The sequence below is a fragment of the Candidatus Accumulibacter sp. ACC005 genome (assembly GCF_907163215.1).
Classification (GTDB): Bacteria; Pseudomonadota; Gammaproteobacteria; order Burkholderiales; family Rhodocyclaceae; genus Accumulibacter; species Accumulibacter regalis.
The window spans coordinates 240371-260623 of record NZ_CAJQUB010000014.1 but is presented as its reverse complement, the minus strand read 5'-3'; the positions used below and the strand labels follow the sequence as shown (position 1 = coordinate 260623).

19 protein-coding genes, 1 other RNA gene and 1 pseudogene are annotated in these 20253 nt (G+C 64.9%); 20 read left to right on the top strand and 1 reads right to left on the bottom strand.

The annotated features are described in order from the left end of the window. The 8 genes and pseudogenes from QZ613_RS17885 to QZ613_RS17850 all read left to right on the top strand — a co-directional run bounded on the left by QZ613_RS17885 (window position 1) and on the right by QZ613_RS17850 (window position 8727). On the top strand, window positions 1-339 hold the full coding sequence (locus QZ613_RS17885; RefSeq protein ID WP_291921743.1) for a hypothetical protein: 339 nt from the start codon (window positions 1-3) through the stop codon (window positions 337-339). A 5-nt stretch (window positions 340-344) separates the two neighbouring features. Then, complete coding sequence (locus tag QZ613_RS17880; protein ID WP_291983371.1) at window positions 345-3155, top strand: type I restriction-modification enzyme R subunit C-terminal domain-containing protein; 2811 nt, start codon at window positions 345-347, stop codon at window positions 3153-3155. Beyond that, window positions 3152-4495, top strand: coding sequence for a restriction endonuclease subunit S (locus QZ613_RS17875; RefSeq protein WP_366144475.1), 1344 nt, complete (start codon window positions 3152-3154; stop codon window positions 4493-4495). The genes QZ613_RS17880 and QZ613_RS17875 overlap by 4 nt, the downstream gene beginning before the upstream one ends. Window positions 4496-4555: 60 nt before the next feature. Next, window positions 4556-4804, top strand: coding sequence for an AbrB/MazE/SpoVT family DNA-binding domain-containing protein (locus tag QZ613_RS17870; RefSeq protein ID WP_043566339.1), 249 nt, complete (start codon window positions 4556-4558; stop codon window positions 4802-4804). A 12-nt stretch (window positions 4805-4816) separates the two neighbouring features. Then, window positions 4817-5227, top strand: coding sequence for a PIN domain-containing protein (locus QZ613_RS17865; RefSeq protein WP_291983368.1), 411 nt, complete (start codon window positions 4817-4819; stop codon window positions 5225-5227). A 122-nt stretch (window positions 5228-5349) separates the two neighbouring features. After that, window positions 5350-6450: a PDDEXK nuclease domain-containing protein gene (locus QZ613_RS17860; protein WP_291983366.1), complete on the top strand. Its 1101-nt coding sequence runs from the start codon at window positions 5350-5352 to the stop codon at window positions 6448-6450. Then, window positions 6447-7993, top strand: a pseudogene (locus QZ613_RS17855) (class I SAM-dependent DNA methyltransferase). Before QZ613_RS17860 ends, QZ613_RS17855 begins: the two are co-directional and overlap by 4 nt. Window positions 7994-8394: 401 nt before the next feature. Further along, window positions 8395-8727: a nuclease-related domain-containing protein gene (locus QZ613_RS17850; protein ID WP_291983364.1), complete on the top strand. Its 333-nt coding sequence runs from the start codon at window positions 8395-8397 to the stop codon at window positions 8725-8727. On the opposite strand, the gene QZ613_RS17845 is transcribed toward QZ613_RS17850, so the two are convergent. Continuing rightward, entirely contained in the window at window positions 8720-10003 is a 1284-nt protein-coding gene (locus QZ613_RS17845) for a DUF3422 domain-containing protein (RefSeq protein ID WP_291863641.1), read from the bottom strand. The genes QZ613_RS17850 and QZ613_RS17845 overlap by 8 nt on opposite strands. A gap of 369 nt (window positions 10004-10372) precedes the next feature. Here QZ613_RS17845 and QZ613_RS17840 point away from each other — a divergent pair, with 369 nt between their 5' ends. The 12 genes from QZ613_RS17840 to QZ613_RS17785 all read left to right on the top strand — a co-directional run bounded on the left by QZ613_RS17840 (window position 10373) and on the right by QZ613_RS17785 (window position 20165). Further along, window positions 10373-10846, top strand: coding sequence for a 4Fe-4S dicluster domain-containing protein (locus tag QZ613_RS17840; RefSeq protein ID WP_043568064.1), 474 nt, complete (start codon window positions 10373-10375; stop codon window positions 10844-10846). A gap of 12 nt (window positions 10847-10858) precedes the next feature. Continuing rightward, window positions 10859-12706 (top strand): aldehyde ferredoxin oxidoreductase family protein, encoded by a 1848-nt coding sequence (locus QZ613_RS17835; RefSeq protein ID WP_291863644.1) that lies wholly within the window; start codon window positions 10859-10861, stop codon window positions 12704-12706. Window positions 12707-12710: 4 nt separating this feature from the next. Continuing rightward, window positions 12711-13958: an FAD-dependent oxidoreductase gene (locus QZ613_RS17830; RefSeq protein WP_291863673.1), complete on the top strand. Its 1248-nt coding sequence runs from the start codon at window positions 12711-12713 to the stop codon at window positions 13956-13958. Beyond that, complete coding sequence (gene thiS, locus QZ613_RS17825) at window positions 13958-14212, top strand: sulfur carrier protein ThiS (protein ID WP_042336528.1); 255 nt, start codon at window positions 13958-13960, stop codon at window positions 14210-14212. Before QZ613_RS17830 ends, thiS begins: the two co-directional genes overlap by 1 nt. A 32-nt stretch (window positions 14213-14244) precedes the next feature. After that, complete coding sequence (locus QZ613_RS17820; protein ID WP_042336526.1) at window positions 14245-14511, top strand: hypothetical protein; 267 nt, start codon at window positions 14245-14247, stop codon at window positions 14509-14511. 18 nt (window positions 14512-14529) lie between these two features. Further along, window positions 14530-14628: signal recognition particle sRNA small type (gene ffs / locus QZ613_RS17815), an RNA gene on the top strand. 143 nt (window positions 14629-14771) lie between these two features. Next, window positions 14772-16466, top strand: coding sequence for a DNA polymerase III subunit gamma/tau (gene dnaX / locus QZ613_RS17810; protein ID WP_043568059.1), 1695 nt, complete (start codon window positions 14772-14774; stop codon window positions 16464-16466). Window positions 16467-16494: 28 nt separating this feature from the next. Continuing rightward, window positions 16495-16818, top strand: coding sequence for a YbaB/EbfC family nucleoid-associated protein (locus QZ613_RS17805; RefSeq protein ID WP_043568056.1), 324 nt, complete (start codon window positions 16495-16497; stop codon window positions 16816-16818). Further along, on the top strand, window positions 16818-17420 hold the full coding sequence (gene recR / locus QZ613_RS17800) for a recombination mediator RecR (RefSeq protein WP_043568053.1): 603 nt from the start codon (window positions 16818-16820) through the stop codon (window positions 17418-17420). Before QZ613_RS17805 ends, recR begins: the two co-directional genes overlap by 1 nt. Before the next feature lie 101 nt (window positions 17421-17521). After that, window positions 17522-18118, top strand: a complete 597-nt coding sequence (gene petA / locus QZ613_RS17795; RefSeq protein WP_043568051.1) for a ubiquinol-cytochrome c reductase iron-sulfur subunit — start codon at window positions 17522-17524, stop codon at window positions 18116-18118. Between the two features lie 3 nt (window positions 18119-18121). Then, the gene (locus QZ613_RS17790) at window positions 18122-19441 is read left to right on the top strand and encodes a cytochrome bc complex cytochrome b subunit (protein WP_043568050.1); all 1320 of its coding nucleotides are present in this window, start codon (window positions 18122-18124) and stop codon (window positions 19439-19441) included. A 13-nt stretch (window positions 19442-19454) separates the two neighbouring features. Then, entirely contained in the window at window positions 19455-20165 is a 711-nt protein-coding gene (locus QZ613_RS17785; RefSeq protein WP_043568048.1) for a cytochrome c1, read from the top strand. Window positions 20166-20253 lie beyond the last annotated feature (88 nt).

The window sequence follows — 20253 nt, the reverse complement described above, 5'->3', positions numbered from 1 at the left end:
TTGCAACGACTGCTCCGCGTCTCGGGCGAAAGTGCCGCCGCGGTTGATAACGGTGCCCCCGCGGTGCCCACCGCTGTCTTCGTGCGGCTCCTCGTGCTGCTCCTCGATGCCGCAAGCCGCGCCGCCCGCGTCTTGCGCGCATCGCTGTGGCAAGATGTCAGCTTCATCGCCGCCGGCCAGCCAAACGCTGCGCCGTGCGCGACGCTGGACGAGAATAAGAACCCGAACCGGGAGGTTGAAGCGATGTTCCTGCCGTCGCGAGCGGTCTTTTACCGTCGCCGCCGCGAGCGCTGCGCGCAGCGTGTGGTTGTCGACCCCGTCGTCCGGACGCTGGGCTAGAAGCCATGCCCACCGCCGAACAACGCGCCCGCGAGCAAATCGACCAGCTCCTGACCGCCGCCGGCTGGTCGGTGCAGAGCATCGCCGCGGCCGACATCCACGCCGCCCGGGGTGTAGCGCTGTGCGAATTCCCGCTCGAAGCCGGGCACGGCTTCGCCGACTACCTGCTCTACATCGACGGCAAGGCCGCCGGCGTCATCGAGGCCAAGAAGCGGGGCGCGACGCTCACCGGCGTCGAGATCCAGTCGGCGCGTTACGCGCAGGGCCTGCCGCGCAGCCTGCCGGCATGGCGGCGGCCGCTGCCCTTCATCTACGAATCGACCGGCGCCGAAACGCACTTCAGCAACGGCCTCGACCCCGAGCCACGCGCCCGCAACGTCTTCGCCTTCCACCAGCCGGGAACGCTGAGCGAATGGCTCAAGGCGCTGCCGCAAACGCCGGTCTTCACCACCGGCAGCGGCAGCACTGCTCTGCACGCCGATTTCGCACCGCTTACCTTCCTCGCTCGCGTCCGCGCCATGCCCGAGCTGCTCAGCGAATGGGGCGACGGCGTCAGCAAGCAGCAACTGTGGCCGGCGCAGATCACCGCCATCCACAACCTCGAGCGCTCGCTGGCCGCCAACAAGCCGCGCGCGCTGATCCAGATGGCCACCGGCAGCGGCAAGACCTTCACCGCGATCAGTTTCATCTACCGGTTGATCAAGTACGCTGGCGCGCGCCGCGTGCTGTTCCTGGTCGACCGCGGCAACCTCGGCCGCCAGGCGAAAAAGGAGTTCGACCAGTACGTCTCGCCGGTCAACAACTTCAAGTTTGGCGAGGAGTTCATCGTCCAGCATCTCGCCAGCAACCACCTGGACACCACCGCCCGCGTCTGCATCGCCACCATCCAGCGCATGTACTCGATGCTCAAGGGCCGCGAACTGGCCGTGGACGACGAAGAGCAGAGCACGGCCGGCATCGACGCCCTGTTCAAGCAGCCCGAGCCGATCGACTACAACCCGGCGATCCCGATCGAGACCTTCGACATCATCGTCACCGACGAAGCGCACCGCTCGATCTACAACCTGTGGCGGCAGGTACTCGAGTACTTCGACGCCACCCTCATCGGCCTCACCGCCACGCCCAACAAGCAGACCTTCGGTTTCTTCAACCAGAACCTGGTGATGGAATACGGCCACGAGCAGGCGGTCGCCGACGGCGTCAACGTCAACTACGACGTCTATCGCATCCGCACCGAAGTCAGCGAAGCCGGCGCGACAGTCGAAGCCGGTTACTGGCTGGAAGTGCGCGACAAGGCCACCCGCGCGCGCCGCGACTGGCAGCTCGACGACGACTTCGAGTACGAACCGGCCGAACTCGACCGCAGCGTACAGACGCCCGACCAGATCCGCACCATCGCCCGCACGTTGCGCGACAACTGGCAGCGCGACCTCTTCCCGCAGCGCAGCGAGCTGCCCAAGACGCTGGTCTTCGCCAGGGACGACAACCACGCCGAGGCGATCGTCGAGATCCTGCGCATCGAGTTCGGCCGCGGCAACGACTTCGCGCAGAAGATCACCTACCGCAGCACCGGCGACACGCCGGAAAACCTGATCCGTGCCTTCCGCAGCAGCTACTATCCGCGCATCGCCGTCACCGTCGACATGATCGCCACCGGCACCGATATCAAGCCGGTCGAGATCGTCGTCTTCATGCGCAGCGTCAAGAGCCGCAGCTTCTTCGAGCAGATGAAGGGCCGCGGCGTACGCATCGTCAGCGACGACGACCTGCGCAGCGTCACCCCCGGCGAGCACGCGCACAAGGACCGTTTCGTGATCGTCGACTGCGTCGGCGTCTGCGAGCGCGACAAGACCGACTCGCGGCCGATGGACCAGAAAAAATCGGTGCCGCTCAACGCGCTGCTGCAGGCGGTCAGCCTCGGCAACGTCGAACCCGAGGTGCTCTCCAGCGTCGCGCTGCGCCTCTCGCGCCTCGAAGCGCAGCTCAGCGACGCCGAACGCGCCAGGGTGCGCAGCACTGCCGGCGGCGTCGACCTGAAGGAGCTGTCGCGTGCCATCGTGCAGGCGCTCAACCCCGCCACCGACCGCTCGCCGCAGCAAGCCGAAGACGCGCTGCGCCAGGCGGTCAAGCCACTCGCCAACCCGCAACTGCGCGAGCTGCTGCTCAGCCTGAAAGCACAGAAGGAACTGGTGATCGACATCGTCACCCAGGATCGCCTGCTCGGCGCCGAGTATTCCGCAGCCGCACGCGAGCGCGCGCAGGGCATCGTCCAGAGTTTCGAGGCCTTCATCGCCGAGCACCGCGACGAGATCACCGCGCTGCAGATCCTCTACAACCGCCCGACCCGCGCACCACTGAGCTTCGCCGACCTGCAGGCGCTCGCCGACACGCTGCAGGCGCCGCCGCAGCTATGGACCGAAAGCCAGCTCTGGCAGGCCTACGCCGCGCTCGACAAGTCCAGCGGAGGAAAGAGAGTGCGCGGCGCCAGCCAGCGACGTATCCTCACCGACCTCGTCTCGCTGGTGCGTTACGCCATGCACCAGGAGAACGAACTGGTCCCCTACCCCGAGCGCGTCGCCGCCAACTTCAGGGCGTGGATGACGCAGCAGGAGGCGGCCGGCAAGGGATTCACGGGCGAGCAACGCTGGTGGCTGGAGAAGATGGCCGAGCACATCGCGTCCAATCTCGGCATCGAGGCCGAGGATTTCAGCTACGCACCGTTCGACCAGCGCGGCGGGCTGGGGAGAGTGCATCGGGTTTTTGGCGGGGAGTTGCCGAAGGTGATTGAGGAGTTGAACAGGGAGTTGGCGGCGTGACACTTCCGGCCCTTACGCGGACCGGACATCGACCCAAGGTGCGACATTGGGCGCGTTCGGCACTGGGCGAGATCTGCAGAACCGCAAGCGGCGGGACACCCAGTCGCAAACGCTCTGAGTACTTCGGAGGCTCGATTCCTTGGGTCAAGTCGGGTGAACTACCGGATGGGGTTGTGTCGCAGGTTGAGGAGTTCATCACCCACGAGGGTTTGGCAAACTCAAGCGCGAGGATCTTCCCTGCCGGAACACTCCTGATCGCACTCTACGGTGCGACTGTAGGAAAGCTAGGCATACTTGCTCAGGCCGCTGCGACGAACCAAGCGGTATGTGCGATCTTTCCGCCGCAAGGACTCGATGCTCGCTTCCTATTCTGGTATCTACTCCATCGCCGCGGCGATCTGGTTGCCCAGGCAGTTGGTGGCGCGCAGCCCAATATCAGCCAAGCTATCCTGCGCGGTTTGGAGGTGCCGATGCCTTCAGTCGACGATCAACATAGCATCGTCGCCGAGATCGAAAAGCAGTTTTCCCGCCTCGACGAAGCCGTCGCCAACCTCAAGCGCGTCAAGGCCAACCTCAAGCGCTACAAAGCCGCCGTCCTCAAAGCCGCCGTCGAAGGCCGCCTCGTCCCCACCGAAGCTGAACTCGCCCGTTGTGACGGTCGCGACGTTGAACCGGCCGTACGGCCAACAGCGACGATCCCAGCCCTACCCAACGGCTGGGAGTGGGCCGCATTGCCTCGACTTGGTGAGCTAAACAGGGGGAAGTCCAAACACCGGCCGAGAGATGACATACAGCTCTACGGTGGGCCCTACCCATTTATTCAAACGGGCGACGTGCGTCGTTCGGAGGGAACGATCTGTGACTTCAGCCAGACTTATAGCGAGGTCGGTCTGCAACAAAGCCGCCTATGGCCAGCAGGAACGCTTTGCATAACGATTGCAGCCAACATAGCTGAAACCGGTATTCTCAGGACGCCCGCGTGCTTTCCGGACAGCATCGTCGGGTTTCTCTCTGACAACGCGACGACGACTCGTTTTATCGAGTTCTTCATCCGCACGAGTCGCGAGAAGCTTGAACGCTTCGCGCCAGCAACGGCACAGAAAAACATCAACCTTGCCGTTCTGCGAAATGTGGTTGTACCGTTACCACCCCTCCCGGAACAACACCGTATCGTCGCCGAAGTCGACCGCCGCCTGTCGATCGTCCGCGAAGTCGAGTCCGAGGTCGATGCCAACCTCAAGCGCGCGCAGGTGCTGCGGCAGGCCGTGCTGGCGCGGGCGTTCGCCCCGCCGGGAGCGACTTGCGCGGGGCAGAGCGAGCACGTGGTCGCCACCGCGTAGGCAAAACCCGTCGGTGCACCCGCGGTCGCAGTGTTTCTGCCTTTCTGCTAATCTGCAGCCATGAAAGCCACTCTCACCATCACCAGCCGCGGCGTCGTCACGTTGCCGGCCAAGCTGCGCCAGGCGCTCGGGCTGAAGGCCGACGACCAGTTGATCGCCGAGACGACGCCCGAGGGCCTCCTGCTGCGCCCGGCAGTCACGCTGCCGGTCGAGATCTATACGCCAGAACGCGAGCGCGAGTTCGACGACGCCGAGGCCGAACTGGCGCAGGTGCTCGCCAGCCGGCCCGCACCGCCGGCCAGGCGCTGAAAACACCGCACCATGCGGGTGTTCCTCGACGCCAACATCCTGTTCTCCGCCGCCAAGTCCGACGGTGCCGTGCGCGCAATGCTGCAGTTGCTCGTCGATCGCGGCCATGACTGCCGGGCCGACGCCTATGTCGTCGCCGAGGCACGGCGCAACCTGACCGCCAAGGGGCCAGAGGCGCTCGACGTGCTCAATACACTGCTGGCGGATCTGCAAATCGCCGCAGCAACACCGGCCGCCGAGCACAGCGGGGACTTGGACTGGCTGCCCGAGAAGGACCGCCCGGTCCTCGCCGCTGCGATCCGGCTCGCCTGCGAGGTGCTGGTCACCGGCGATCGCACGCATTTCGGCCCTGGCTACGGGCAGACCTTCGGCGGCGTCACCATCCATTCACCGCGCTCGCTGGTCGAGCAACTCCTTGCCTGAACGATGAACGTGTTCACTTTCGTCCAGAAACGCCGGGGTCACTGCAGGGGCAATAGCCTTGTGCCGGGCCTCAGCAGTCGGGCGGCAGGCCATCGGACAGCAAGCCTGCGGGGTTTGCTGCGATGGTGAGCCGCAAGCTCCATGAGTCGGCCAAGGGCGTCATTGCCAGCCGCAAACAGCCATCGAAACCATCACCACCGCAGGCCGACGCACTGCTGTCGGATCTCCGCCAGCTCATCGCCGAAGCCCAACGCAGCGCCGCCGCCGCGGTGAACATCGGCCTGACGATGCTCTACTGGCGTGTCGGCAAGCGCATCCGCGACGAGGTGCTGGGTCAGAAGCGGGCCGATTATGGCGAAGAGATTGTCGCCACACTGTCGCGACAATTGGCCGCCGAGTACGGGCGCGGTTTCGAGCAAAAGAACCTGCGTCGCATGCTGCAGTTCGCTGAGGCGTTTCCTGACGAGACGATTGTCGCCACGCTGTGGCGACAATTGAGCTGGTCGCATTTTCGCGAGCTCCTGCCCTTGAAGCAGCCGCTGCAGCGCGAGTTCTACGCCGAGATGTCGCGCATCGAAGGCTGGAGCGTGCGCACGCTCGCCAGCCGTATCGACTCGATGCTCTATGAACGCACGGCGCTGTCACGCCAGCCGCAAGAGCTGATCAGGCTGGAACTGGATGCACTGCGCGCCAAAGGCGAGCTGAGCCCGTCGCTGGTATTGAAGGACCCCTACGTGCTCGACTTTGTCGGTCTGAGCGATCGCTACATGGAACGTGACCTGGAAGACGCGATTCTGCGCGAGCTGGAGGCATTCCTGCTGGAGCTGGGCGTGGGTTTCTCCTTCGTTGCGCGGCAGAAACGGCTGCAGATCGACGGCGACGATTTCTACGTCGATCTCCTCTTCTACAACCGCCGCTTGCGGCGACTGGTGGCCGTCGAACTGAAGCTCGGACGCTTCAAGCACGCCTACAAGAGCCAGATGGAACTGTACCTGCGCTGGCTCGACAAACACGAGCGCGAAGCGGACGAACGCTCACCGCTGGGCATCATCCTGTGCGCCGACAAGAACGCCGAGCAGGTCGAACTGCTCGAACTCGATGCTGCAGGCATCCACGTGACCGAGTACCTGACCGTGCTGCCGCCACGCGAAGTGCTGCATCGGCGCCTGCAGCAGGCCATTGAATCGGCGCTGACGCGCTTCAAACCGACCCCGGAAGAATGAACGCAAACACCCTCGTCCAGAAACTCTGGAATTACTGCAACGTTCTGCGCGACGACGGCATGAGCTACGGCGACTACGTCGAGCAGCTCACCTACCTGCTTTTCCTGAAGATGGCCGACGAGCGCTCGCGTCCGCCGTACCGGCAGCCGAGCATCATCCCGGCGCTCTACGCCTGGCCAGAGCTGCTGACCCGCGACGGCGACGAGCTGTTCGACCACTACCGGCACGCGCTGGAACGGCTCGGCGGCGAAAAAGGCACGCTCGGGCTGATCTTCAACAAGGCGCAGAACAAGTTCCAGGACCCGGCGAAGCTGCGACGGGTGATCGTCGACCTGATCAACGAGGAAGACTGGTCGTCGCTCGGTGCCGATGTAAAGGCGACGCCTACGAGGGCCTGCTCGAGAAGAACGCGCAGGACACCAAGTCCGGCGCTGGCCAGTATTTCACCCCACGGCCGCTGATCCAGGCGATGGTCGACGCCATCGCGCCGCGACCCGGCGAGTCGGTCTGCGATCCGGCCTGCGGCACCGGCGGCTTCCTGTTCACCGCCCACAACGCCATCACCCGCAACTATCCGAACCTTACCCGCGACGAGAAACGCCACCTCAAGGAAGGCGCTTTTCGCGGCTGGGAGCTGGTGCAGGGTACGGCGCGGGTGTGCGCGATGAACCTGCTGCTGCACGGCATCGGCTCGGAGACCAGCGTGCCGATCGTCGTCGCCGACGCCCTGGCCGCCGACCCCGGCGAGCGTTTCGACGTGGTCCTCGCCAATCCGCCGTTCGGCAAGAAGAGCAGCACGCAGATCGAAGGCGCCGACGGCAGGCGCAGCACCGAGAAGGACGTCATCGAGCGCGACGACTTCTGGGCGACGACCTCGAACAAGCAGCTCAATTTCGTGCAGCACATCAAGACGCTGCTCAAGTCGCATGGCCGCGCCGCGGTGGTGGTCCCCGACAACGTGCTCTTCGAAGGCGGCGCCGGCGAGACCATCCGCCGCAAGCTGTTGCACGAGTGCGACGTGCATACGCTGCTGCGCCTGCCGACCGGCCTCTTCTACGCGCAGGGCGTGAAGGCCAACGTGTTGTTCTTCGACAAGAAGCCGGCCAGCCAGACGCCGTGGACCCGCCAGCTGTGGATCTACGACCTGCGCACCAACCAGCACTTCACGCTGAAGACCAGGCCGCTCAAGCGCGCCGATCTGGACGAGTTCGTCGGCCTGTATCAGGGGCGGCGTGCGGGCGAGCCTGCCGATCGCCCGGCCAACCGCCACGGCCGCGCGGCCACCTGGAGCGAGCAGGCGGACGCCGCCAATGGCGCCGGCCCCGACGGCCGCTGGCGCGTGTACGCCTACGACGAACTGATCGCCCGCGACAAGGCCAGCCTGGACATCTTCTGGCTCAAGGACGACAGCCTTGCCGACAGCGACAATCTGCCCCCGCCCGAAGTGATCGCGCAGGAAATCGTCGAAGACCTCGAAGCGGCGCTGGAGCAGTTCCGCTTGATTGCCGGCGACTTGAACGGCAGTGCCACGGAGTCCACATAGAAGGCGAATACACGGTCGCCGCTGAAGGACACGCCCTTGCGCAACGCGGGGCAGTCACTACTGTGGTGCGGCATTCCTGATGAGACCCGGGCAGGCATACCCCAGCCACCGTCATTGCGAGGAGGCGTAGCCGACGCGGCAATCCAGTTCCATTCTCTGACTACTGGTGCGCCACATCCGCCGAGCGAAAATCAAAACCTCTGGATTGCCACGTCGGCTACGCCTCCTCGCAATGACGTGCACGCGGCTGTGGCGCTGAATTCCCGACGCGACTTTCAGCACGCCGGACAGCCGCTTGAAACCATGTCGCCGCTGGCATTCCTATGTTCGCTACTGCGTGAAAAACTACACGAGAAGAACGCCGGAAACTGCTTGGAGACAAGCTGGAAACACCAGGCCTCGTGGCGATTGGTTTTCTCCTAGTAACGTCGCTGGAGTGGTGGAGCTATTACACCGATCGGCGACCCCGGCCTAAACTCTTCTCGCCGTTCGCCCTCGGTTTGCTGGCGTTTGTCGCATGGAGATTCTGGCGCTTGCGGCTCCGCTTCCACGCACTCCACCAAGGCATTGAAGGAGAACGAGCGGTCGGCCAGTTCCCGGAGCGCCTGCGGGAGGACGGCTATCACGTCTTCCACGACCTCACGGGCGATGGCTTCAACATCGACCACGTCCTGATCGGCCCCGCCGGGATCTTCACCATCGAAACCAGGACCTGGAGCAAACCCGTCAAGTGACCGCGCGCTGCACCAGCTGCCGGATATGGCGCACGCCGAGCGCGGCGACGATCACCACGATCGGAATCGCGATCCCGGTGACGATCTCCGGATTGACCGGCGCGCCAGCGGCCTTGATGGCCTTGGCGGCATAGCCGACCAGGCCGACCACGTAGTAGCTGACCGCGGCCACCGACAATCCTTCCACCGTCTCCTGCAGACGCAACTGCAGTTTCGCGCGTCGGGCGGCGGTGCTGAGCAGCGACTGGTTCTGCCGCTGCAAGGCGATGTCGACGCGCGTGCGCAACATCTCGCTGGCGCGACTGATCCGTTCCGACAGGCTGTCCTGGAGCCTGGCGACGGTTTCGCAGGTGCTCATCGCCGGCAGCAGGCGGCGCTTGACAAATTCGCCGATGGGTTGCACGCCTTCCACACGCACCTCACGCAGTTCGGCAAGGCGGCGTTCGACCAGATCCTGGTACGCGCGCGCCGCGCAAATCTTGCCCAGAGTGGACGAAATCGTCCCCTCGACGACGGCGGCAAGCCGCGTCAGCCGGTCGAGGAGAGCGGGTTCGTCTTCACTGCTGACGTCAACCATTTCGTTGAGCAGCGCCGAGAGTTGGCGGTCGGCATCGGCCAGCACCGGCAGGGTGGCCCTGGCGACCGGGAGGGTGAGCAGCGCGCGCATCAGATAGGTTTCTACCTCCAGCAGGCGCTGCACCATTCGTCCCGCCTGGCGCGGGGTAAGGCTGATGTCGTCGATCAGGAAGCGGCTGAAGCCGTCCGCGTGAATACGAAAGTCGGCGCGCACGTTGGCGACGCCGTCACCGACGCGGCCGCCGACGAGCAGGTTGCCTTCGAACAGGCTGGCCAGCTCGTCGCTGTCCGGCGTGGCCGCCGGTGCCTTGCGCAGCGCGACGTGTGCTGCCACCAGCACCTGCCCCGGCAGCTGGTCGAGCCAGGCCCGCGGCACGCTGGCGATTACCGGCTGGGCAAAGGGTTCGCCGGACTCGCCCTGGCGGAAGAAGGTGTAGCTGCTGCACTCGGCGCGCCGCTCCCACTTGAGCCGGAAGGTGCCCAGATCGACCTTGAAGTGATTGACCTCGGGTGCCGGCGCAGGGACGCCGTAGCGCGTGCACAGCTCGACGATGCTGTCGTACTCGGTTTGCCTGTCCGCGGGATCGGTGGCCAGCGCCAGATACGACGCCTGCTCGGGGATGCTCAGCGCTTCCGGGGGGCGGGCATGCAGCTCGTAGTTGAGCGCAAAGCGCAGCGGGTGATTGCTTGGTTTCGTCACACATGATTCCTTTTTTTTCGTGGCGGGATGCCTGGCGGATTTGCGCCAATGCGCACTCTAACGTCTCGCGACGACATCCGTTGACCTTCATATGCTGCAGCGCAGCAAAAAAACAATGCTAGCTGAAATCACGCTTATCACAAACCGCGATCAAATCTTTACAGCGTAGTTGTTGCGAGCGCACATGCCATGCCGGCGCGCTGCGCAATCGCCATCCGAAGTCGCGAGCCGCCGCCCCCGCCCAATTGCTGCAGCGCAACTTTTACAAGTGTCGGCGATTGCCTATAGTGATCAGTCAGTCGCAGCGGGAAAAGAGGACTGCGGCGTCATTCAGCAGAATCTCATCGATCTGTTCACGGAGGAGACGTCATGCAGAAATCCTTGCACATCGACCCGGGCAAATGCACCGGCTGCCTGCAGTGTGAAATGGCCTGCTCGTACGAGCATACCGGGGCCTTCAACCCGTCGCGGTCATTGATCAAGGTTTTTGACTTCCATCACGAAGGGCGCAAGGTTCCCTACACCTGCACCCAGTGCGCCGAAGCCTGGTGTCTCAACGCCTGCCCCGTCGAGGCGATCAAGGTCGACGCATCCACCGGCGCCAAGGTGATTCTCGACGCAGTCTGCGTCGGCTGCAAGGTGTGCACGATTGCCTGCCCGTTCGGCACGGTCAATTACAGCCACGAGACGGGCAAGGTGCAGAAGTGCGACCTCTGCGGCGGCGACCCGGCCTGCGCCGAAGCCTGTCCGACGGACGCCATCACCTATATCGACAGCGACTGGACCGGCCTCGAGCGGATGCGCAAGTGGGCGCAGAAGACCGACAGTGCGGCACGGGTTTGAGGAGAGACGACCATGGCATGGACTCGCAAGATTCTTCGCGTCAACCTTACCCAGGGAAGCTGTGTCAGCGAAGCGCTGAACATGGAGTGGGCGGCGCAGTACCTCGGCCAGCGCGGGCTGGCCAGCCGGTACCTGGTCAGTGAAATCGACCCCAAGGTCGATCCGCTGTCGCCGGAGAACAAGATCATCTACGCCACCGGTCCGCTGACCGGAACGATGGCCTCGACCGGCGGGCGCTATTCGGTGGTCACCAAGGGACCGTTGACCGGCGTCATCGCCTGCTCGAACTCCGGTGGTTTCTTTGGCGCCGAGCTGAAGTTCGCCGGCTGGGACATGATCATCGTCGAAGGCAAGGCGCCGACGCCGGTCTATCTGCACATCGAGAACGAACGCGCCGAGCTGCTGCCGGCGGACGACCTGTGGGGAACGACCGTCTGGTCGACCGAGGCGACGCTCAAGAAGCGTCACCAGGATCCGCTGCTGCGCGTTTCGAGTATCGGTCGCGCCGGTGAGAATCAGGTCCTCTTCGCGGCCATCGTCAACGACCTGCATCGCGCCGCCGGACGTTCCGGTGTCGGTGCGGTGATGGGCTCGAAGAACCTCAAGGCGATCGCCGTGCGCGGCACGCGCGGCGTCGGCAACATCGCCGATGCCAAGGCCTTCATGGCGGCCGCGACCGCCGGCAAGAAGGTGCTCGCCGAGAACGCGGTCACCGGCCAGGGCCTGCCGACCTACGGCACGCAGGTGCTGATGAACGTGATCAACGAGATGGGCGCCTTGCCGACGCGCAACCACCGCGACGTCGAGTTCGAAGGCGCACGCAAGATCTCGGCCGAAGCGATGCACGAAAAACGTGCCAGCGACGGCCGCGCGCACCTGGTCACCAATCAGGCATGCTTTGGCTGCACCATCGCCTGCGGGCGCATTTCGCGCATCGACGAGACGCACTTCTCGGTGGAAACGAAGCCCGAGTACTGGGGGGCCAACGGCGGACTCGAATACGAGGCCGCGTGGGCGCTCGGTAGCGCCAACGGCGTCGACGACCTGGAAGCGCTGCAGTTCGCCAACCTCCTGTGCAACGAGGACGGCATGGACCCGATCTCCTTCGGGGCCACCGTCGGCGCGGTGATGGAGCTCTACGACCTGGGCATCCTGAGCAAGGAAGAAATCGGCCTCGAGGCGCCGTTCGGCTCGGCCGAAGCCCTGTGCAGACTGGCCGAGATGACCGCGCGTGGCGAAGGCTTCGGCAAGATCCTCGGTCAGGGATCGAAGCGCGTGTGTGCGAAGTACGGCAAGCCCGAACTGTCGATGACCGTCAAGGGGCAGGAGTTCCCGGCCTACGACGGGCGCGCCCTGCAGGGAATGGGGCTGGCCTACGCGACGTCGAACCGCGGCGCCTGCCATCTGCGCGGCTACATGGTTTCCAGCGAGGTGTTCGGCATCCCGGTCAAGACCGACCCCCGGGAAACCGCCGGCAAGCCGGAGATGCTCAAGGCCTTCCAGGACGCCACCGCGGTCGTCGATTCCAGCGGGCTGTGCGTGTTCACCACCTTTGCGTGGACGATGAACGACATCCAGCCGCAGATTCAGGCGGCGTGCGAAGGCGACTGGTCGCAGGATGCGCTGCTGCAGATGGGCGAGCGCATCTGGAATCTCGAACGCGACTTCAACCTCGCTGCCGGGATCACCGGCAAGGACGACACGCTGCCGCCGCGGCTGCTCAACGAACCGTGCAAGACCGGCGGCTCGAAAGGCATGGTCGCCGAGATCGGCAAGATGCTTCCGGAGTACTACAGCCTGCGCGGCTGGACTCCCGACGGCGTTCCCACCGCCGCCACCCGCTCGCGCCTGGGGCTGTGAAGTGATCAGACACCTGATCATCGGCAACGGCCCGGCCGGGGTCGTTGCCGCCGAGACGCTGCGCCGCGCCGACGCGCAGGCCGAAATCACCCTGATCGGCGACGAAGCCGAACCGCCGTACTCGCGGATGGCCATTCCCTACCTGCTGAGCGGCAAGATCGGCGAGGCCGGCACCTACCTGCGCAAGGACGCCGATCACTTCGAACGCCTACGCATCAAGTTGGTGCACGGCCATGCCGCGGCGCTCGACGCCGGCCAGCAGACCGTCACCCTGGCCGACGGCAGCACCCTCGCCTGGGACCGGCTGCTGATTGCCAGCGGCGCGCATCCGGTACGGCCGCCGATTCCCGGCATCGACCTGCCACAGGTCCTGTCGTGCTGGACCCTGGCCGACGCGCGCCGGATTGCCGCCGCCGTCGCGCCGGGGGCGCGCGTTGTGCAGATGGGCGCCGGCTTCATCGGCTGCATCATTCTTGAGTCGCTGGCCGCCCGCGGCCCGCAACTGACGGTCGTCGAAATGGGCGAGCGGATGGTGCCGCGCATGATGGACGAGGTGGCCGGGGCGATGATCCGTCGCTGGTGCGAAGGCCAGGGCGTGCAGGTGCGCACGGCACGGCGAGTGGTGTCCATCGAACAGGCGGGCGAGGCCTTGCGGGTCAGTCTCGACGACGGCGAAATCCTCGAGGTCGACGCGCTGATCAACGCCACCGGCGTCAAGCCGAACGTCGATTTTCTCGCCGGCAGCGGCGTCGCCGTCGATCAGGGCATTCTCGTCAATGACTCGATGCAGACCAGCGTCGCCGGCATCTACGCCGCCGGTGACGTCGCCGAGGCGGTCGAGTTCGCTACCGGGCGTCGCGTGGTCAATGCCATCCAGCCCGACGCCGTCGAGCAGGCGCGCATTGCCGCGCTGAACATGGCCGGCCAGGCGGCCGCCCTGCCGGGCACCTTCGTCTTCAACGTTCTCGACACCATGGGCCTGATCTCCGCGTCGTTCGGGCAGTGGCAGGAGTTCCCCGGTTGCAGCTGCGCACAGTTGCTCGACGAAGCCGGGTTTCGCTACCTGCGGCTGGTCTTCGACGGCGAGCAACTGGTCGGCGCCAACAGCATCGGTCACACCGAGAACATCGGTGTCCTGCGCGGCCTGATCCAGGGTCGGGTCCGCCTTGGCGACTGGAAGGCGCGCCTGCTGGCCAATCCGCTGCTGCTCAGTGAAGCCTATCTCGCCAAGGGCCTGGCGGCGACGCACTGATGCCGATCACGCTCAAGCTGTACGCCTTTCTTTCCGATTACCTGCCGGCGGAAGCGCGGCGCAGCAACGCCGTCGCCCTCGACGTTCCCGACGAAACCACCGTCGCAGCGCTGATCGCCAGCCGGGCGCTGCCGCCGCGCCTGGTGCACCTGGTTCTACTCAATGGCCAGTTCGTTCCCCCGCCGGAGCGTGGCGCGCGTACGCTGAGCGCTGGCGATGTGCTGGCGATCTGGCCGCCGATCGCCGGCGGCTAGGCTTCCGGGACCCGGTGCTGCGGCAATTCGCGATGACCCTGGCGCTGCCCGAGTTCAGCCGCCAGCTGCAGCCTATGCTGCCCGGCTGGCAGGTGCGGCAGCCGGCCGACGGTTGCTGGTTGCTGCACCGGGCCGGGCGCAGCGTGGACATCCGCTGCCGTCCCCTGCCGGCGCTGCAGCTCGGCATCCTGCAATTGCCGCGCCTCGACGTGTCGATCGCCTTCGCCGGCGGCAGCGCCGAAGAGCAGGCCGCGTTCATCGCCGACTTCCAGCGCCATTTCCGACGCGGCGGTGGCTGATGTGATAGCATTCTTCGTGGCGGGTCTCCCCGCATCGCAGGATGGTGAACCTGGTCAGGTCCGGAAGGAAGCAGCCACAGCCGTCTTATGTGAGTGCCGGGGGTAAGGCTCGCCACCTTCATTTCTGCCCGCCGTTCTCCCGATCGGCCCTCCTTGCGTCGCCGCTTCCGTTCATGCCCCCGTTTTTGCAGGCCGCAAATCGCCAGCCTCTGTCCCTTGCCGCTGCCGGAGCCGCAAATGCCATCTGCTAGAATCCGCCCATGAGTTACCAAGTCCTGGCGCGCAAATGGCGCCCGCGCAACTTCGCCAGCCTGGTCGGCCAGGAGCACGTGGTCCGCGCGCTGACGCACGCCCTGACGGCGCAGCGACTGCACCACGCGTATCTGTTTACTGGCACCCGTGGCGTCGGCAAGACGACGCTGGCGCGCATCCTGGCCAAGGCACTCAATTGCGAGGCCGGGGTCAGCGCAACGCCCTGCGGGAGTTGTTCGGCGTGTCAGGAAATCGACGGCGGACGCTTCGTCGATCTGCTCGAAGTGGACGCAGCGACCAATACCAAGGTCGACGAAATGCGGCAGTTGCTCGAGAACGCGGTGTACGCGCCGACACGCGGCCGCTTCAAGGTCTATGTCATCGACGAAGTGCACATGCTCTCGAACTCGGCGTTCAACGCCATGTTGAAGACGCTCGAAGAGCCACCCGAACACGTCAAGTTCATCCTGGCGACCACCGACCCGCAGAAAATCCCGGTGACCGTCCTGTCGCGCTGCCTGCAGTTCAACCTCAAGCAGATGACGCAGCCGCTGATCGCCGCTCACCTCAAGCAGATCCTCGAAGACGAGGCGATCAGCGCCGACGCCGGTGCGCTGCAGCTGCTCGCCCGCTCGGCGGCGGGCAGCATGCGCGATGCGCTCTCCCTGCTCGATCAGGCGATCGCGCACGGTGCCGGCAAGGTCGAGGAAGCGCAGGTGCGCGAGATGCTCGGCGCCGTCGATCTCGACCACCTGCTGTCGATTGTCGACGCCCTTCTCGCCGGCGACGCCGCGGCGATGCTGCGCGTCGCCGACGAGATGGCGGCGCGCAGCCTGTCGTTCGACGCCGCGCTGCAGGAAATGGCCGCCCTGTTCACCCGCCTGCAGATCGCCCAGCTGGCGCCGCAGGCGATCGCCGACGACCTGCCCGAGCGTTTGCGCATCGAGGCGCTGGCCGCCGCCCTCGACCCCGAGTTCGTCCAGCTCGCCTACCAGATCGCCGTCCATGGTCGTCGGGAACTGCCTTTGGCGCCCGACGAGCAGGCCGGTTTCGTGATGACCCTGCTACGCCTGCACGCCTTTCGCCCGGCGCTCGCCAGCGACGACGCCGGTGCCGGAGCGAGTGCGACCAGGGCCGTCGCCGACCGTTCGGCAGCGACCTCGTCGGCCGTCTTGGCGTCGCCAGCCGCGCCGCGCACGCCACCCCCCGCAGGGTCTTCAACCGCCGCTTCGCTCGCCCGTTCGACACCCGTCGCGGTCGTTCAGCCGGCGGCAGCGGTCGCCACGCCGTCCGTGCCGCCGGCGGCGTTGCCGCCAGCGACGCCAACGACCGGCGACTGGCACGAGATGCTGGCCGCACTCAAGGTCAGCGGCATGGCGCGCGAGCTTGCCCAGCACTGCGAGCTGCGCGAGCGGCAGGGAGGACGAATCGTCCTTCGCCTGGCGCCGGCCCATCGCCACCTGTTGATGAAACCCGCCCAGGACAAGTTGCAGCAGGCGCTGGGCGAGTATTTCGGCAGCCCGCAGCAACTGGCTGTCGAACTTGAAGCGACCAGCGGCGAAACGCCGGCGGCCAGCGCGCAGCGTGATCGTCGTCAGCGCCAGGATCGCGCCATCGCCGCAGTCGAGCAGGATGGTTTCGTACGCGAGGTGATCGAGATGTTCGACGCCACGCTCATCGAATCGTCGATAAAACCCGTTTAATCCCCTACCCCAGAGCGAGGCACCAAAGATGATGAAAGGCGGAATCGCCGGCCTGATGAAACAGGCTCAGCAGATGCAGGAGAACATGAAGAAGGCGCAGGACGAGCTGGCCCAGCTTGAAGTCGAAGGCCAGTCCGGCGCCGGTATGGTCAAGGTGTTGATGACCTGCAGCCACAACGTGCGCCGGGTGAGCATCGATGCGTCGGTGATGGACGACAAGGAAATGCTCGAGGACCTGGTTGCGGCCGCGCTGAACGACGGCATGCGCCGCGCCGAGGAACTCTCCCAGGAGCGCATGGCCGGCTTCTCCGCAGGGCTCAACCTGCCGCCCGGGATGAAACTGCCCTTCTGATGAACGCCCCGTCGAGCCTCGAAGCGCTGATCGAGGCTTTGCGTTGTTTGCCAGGCGTTGGTCCAAAGTCGGCTCAACGCATGGCCTACCACTTGTTGCAGAACGAGCGGGCAGGCGCCGGGCGCCTGGCCGACGCCCTGCAGCGCGCGCTCGGCGCACTGCGTCACTGTCAGCGTTGCAACACGCTGACCGAGGCCGAGGTCTGTGGCCGCTGCCTGTCGAGCAGGCGCGACGCCAGCCAGCTATGTGTCGTCGAAACGCCGATCGACATGAACATGATGGAGCAGACGCACGCCTATTCCGGGCTCTACTACGTGCTCATGGGCCGCGTCTCGCCTCTCGACGGAATCGGCCCCGGCGAACTGCACCTCGAACGCCTGCTGGCGCGCGCCAGCGACGGCGTGGTGCGCGAAGTGATCATCGCCACCAACTTCACCAACGAGGGCGAAGCGACCGCCCACTACCTCTCCGAAATGCTCAAGAGCCGTGGCGTCAGCGTCTCGCGCATCGCGCGTGGCGTCCCGGTCGGCGGCGAGCTCGAATACGTCGACGCCGGAACGCTGGCGCAGGCGCTGCGCGAACGCCGACCGCTTGCCCCGTAGGCAATTCCGGGCACCTCGCAATTCTCCCTGCATCAAGTTTGGCGTATAATGCCGCGGTTTAGTTGGTACCAACTTTCCATTACGTGCTAGGGATCAGCGCTATGAGCAATGAGAGCAAAGTGGACTGCGGAAGGCGACGGTTGGTCGTCGCGACCGCTGCCGTTGGCGGGGCGGGGGCGCTGGTTGCGCTGGTACCCTTCCTGTCCAGCATGCTGCCGTCCGAGCGGGCCAAGGCAGCTGGCGCACCGGTCGAAGTCGACATCGGCAACCTCGAAGTCGGTCAGATGATGACCGTCGAGTGGCGCGGCAAACCGGTGTGGATCATCAACCGCAGCAAGACGATGCTCGAGACGCTGCCAGAACTCAACAAGGACATGGCCGACCCCAAATCGGACAAGGACATGCAGCCGGAGTACTGCAAGAACGAGACGCGTTCGATCAAGCCCGAGTACATGGTCGTCGTCGGCATCTGTACCCACCTCGGTTGCTCGCCTTCGGCGAAATTCAAGCACGGTCCGGCAGACGGCATGGCTGCCGACTGGCTTGGCGGTTTCCTGTGCCCCTGTCACGGCTCCCACTTCGACTTTGCCGGTCGCGTCTTCAAGAGCCAGCCGGCCCCGACCAACCTTGAGGTGCCGCCGCACATGTATCTGACGGACACGCGCATCCTCATCGGTGAACACAAGAAGGGAGCCTAAGCAATGGCGTCGAATACCAATTTCGAGAAGTACAAGTCGGATGGTTCCCTGCAGGGCAATCTGCTTGAGTGGTTTGACGCTCGCTTCCCGGCGACGTCGATGTGGCGCGGCCACCTCTCCGAATACTACGCACCGAAGAATTTCAACTTCTGGTACTTCTTTGGTTCCCTGGCGATGCTGGTGCTGGTCATTCAGATCGTCACCGGCATCTTCCTGGTCATGCACTACAAGCCCGACGCCTCGCTCAACGCCGATGGTATTCCGGTCGCCTTCGCCAGCGTCGAGTACATCATGCGCGACGTTCCCTGGGGCTGGCTGATTCGCTACATGCATTCGACCGGTGCCTCGGCGTTCTTCCTGGTCGTCTATCTGCACATGTTCCGCGGCATGCTCTACGGTTCGTATCGGCAGCCGCGCGAGTTGATCTGGATCTTCGGCACCCTGCTCTTCCTGTGCCTGATGGCCGAGGCCTTCATGGGCTACCTGTTGCCCTGGGGACAGATGTCCTTCTGGGGTGCGCAGGTGATCGTGAATCTGTTCTCGGCCATCCCGCTGGTCGGCGAACCCCTTTCGATCTGGATTCGCGGCGATTTCGTCGTCGGCGACGCGACGCTCAACCGCTTCTTCTCGTTCCACGTCATCGCCGTGCCGTTGGTGCTGCTTGGCCTCGTCGCTGCGCACATCCTGGCGCTGCACGAAGTCGGCTCGAACAACCCGGACGGCGTCGAGATCAAGAAGCGCTTGACTCCGGAAGGCATTCCGCTCGACGGCATCCCTTTCCACCCGTACTACTCGGTGAAGGATATCGTCGGCGTCGTGGTCTTCCTGATGGTCTTCTCGATCATCGTCTTCTTCGCTCCCGAAGGCGGCGGCTACTTCCTCGAGTACAACAACTTCATTCCCGCCGATCCGCTGAAGACGCCGCCGCATATCGCGCCGGTTTGGTACTTCACGCCTTACTACTCGCTGCTGCGGGCCATGGTCTGGCCGCTGTTCGGCATCGACGCCAAGTTCTGGGGTGTCGTGGCGATGGGTGGCGGCGTCGTGATCCTGGCCTTCCTGCCTTGGCTGGACCGCAGCCCGGTCAAGTCGATCCGTTATCGTGGCCCGATCTTCAAGACCCTGCTGACGATCTTCGTGATCTCCTTTTTCATCCTTGGCTTCCTTGGCACGAAAGCACCGTCGTACGCTTTCTTCGACGTCATTCCGGGTGCTCCGGTGGCGCAGATTCTCAGCGCCTACTACTTCCTCTTCTTCCTGACCATGCCGTGGTGGTCGAAGATCGACAAGTACAAGCCGGAACCTGACCGCGTGACGATGTAAAGGAAAGCACAAAATGAAAAAACTGCTCACTGCATTGCTCCTCGCCCCGGCCATTGCCATGGCCAGCGGCGCGGCTCTCCATCTCGACAAGGCGCCCGACGTGCAGGGCGACAACGCTGCCCTGCAGAGCGGCGCCAGGACTTTCGTCAACTACTGCATGAACTGCCACGGCTTGAGCTATGTGCGCTACAACCGTCTGACCCAGCTTGGGCTTTCGGAGCAGCAGATCAAGGATCACCTGTTGTTCACCGCCGACAAGGTCGGCCAGCCGATGCGCATCGCCGCCCGGCCAGCCGAGCAGAAGACCTGGTTTGGCGCGACGCCGCCCGATCTCTCGCTGGTCGCGCGTTCGCGTGCCTCCGGCGACGGTACCGGCGCCGACTGGTTGTACACCTATCTGCGTTCGTTCTACCAGGATGAAAAGCGTCCGACCGGCTGGAACAACACCATCTACGAGAACGTTGGCATGCCGCACGTTCTCTGGCAGCTGCAGGGAACGCAGATCATGAACGGCGAGCACAAGCTCGAGCTGGCGACGCCCGGAACGCAGACGCCTGCCGAGTACGACAAGACGGTAGCCGATCTGGTCGGCTTCATGGTCTGGGCGGCAGAGCCGGAAGCGGGCTTCCGCAAACAGCTCGGCGCCGGTGTGCTGGCCTTCCTGGTCGTTCTCTTCGGTTTCGCCTACAAGATGAAGAAGAACTACTGGAAAGACATCAAGTAACCGAAGCATAACGCCGGGTTTCGGGCTACGGCATCGCCGGCGAGGGCGCGACAAGCGCCCGCCGCCGCCGCGATGCCGATTCGTTTTT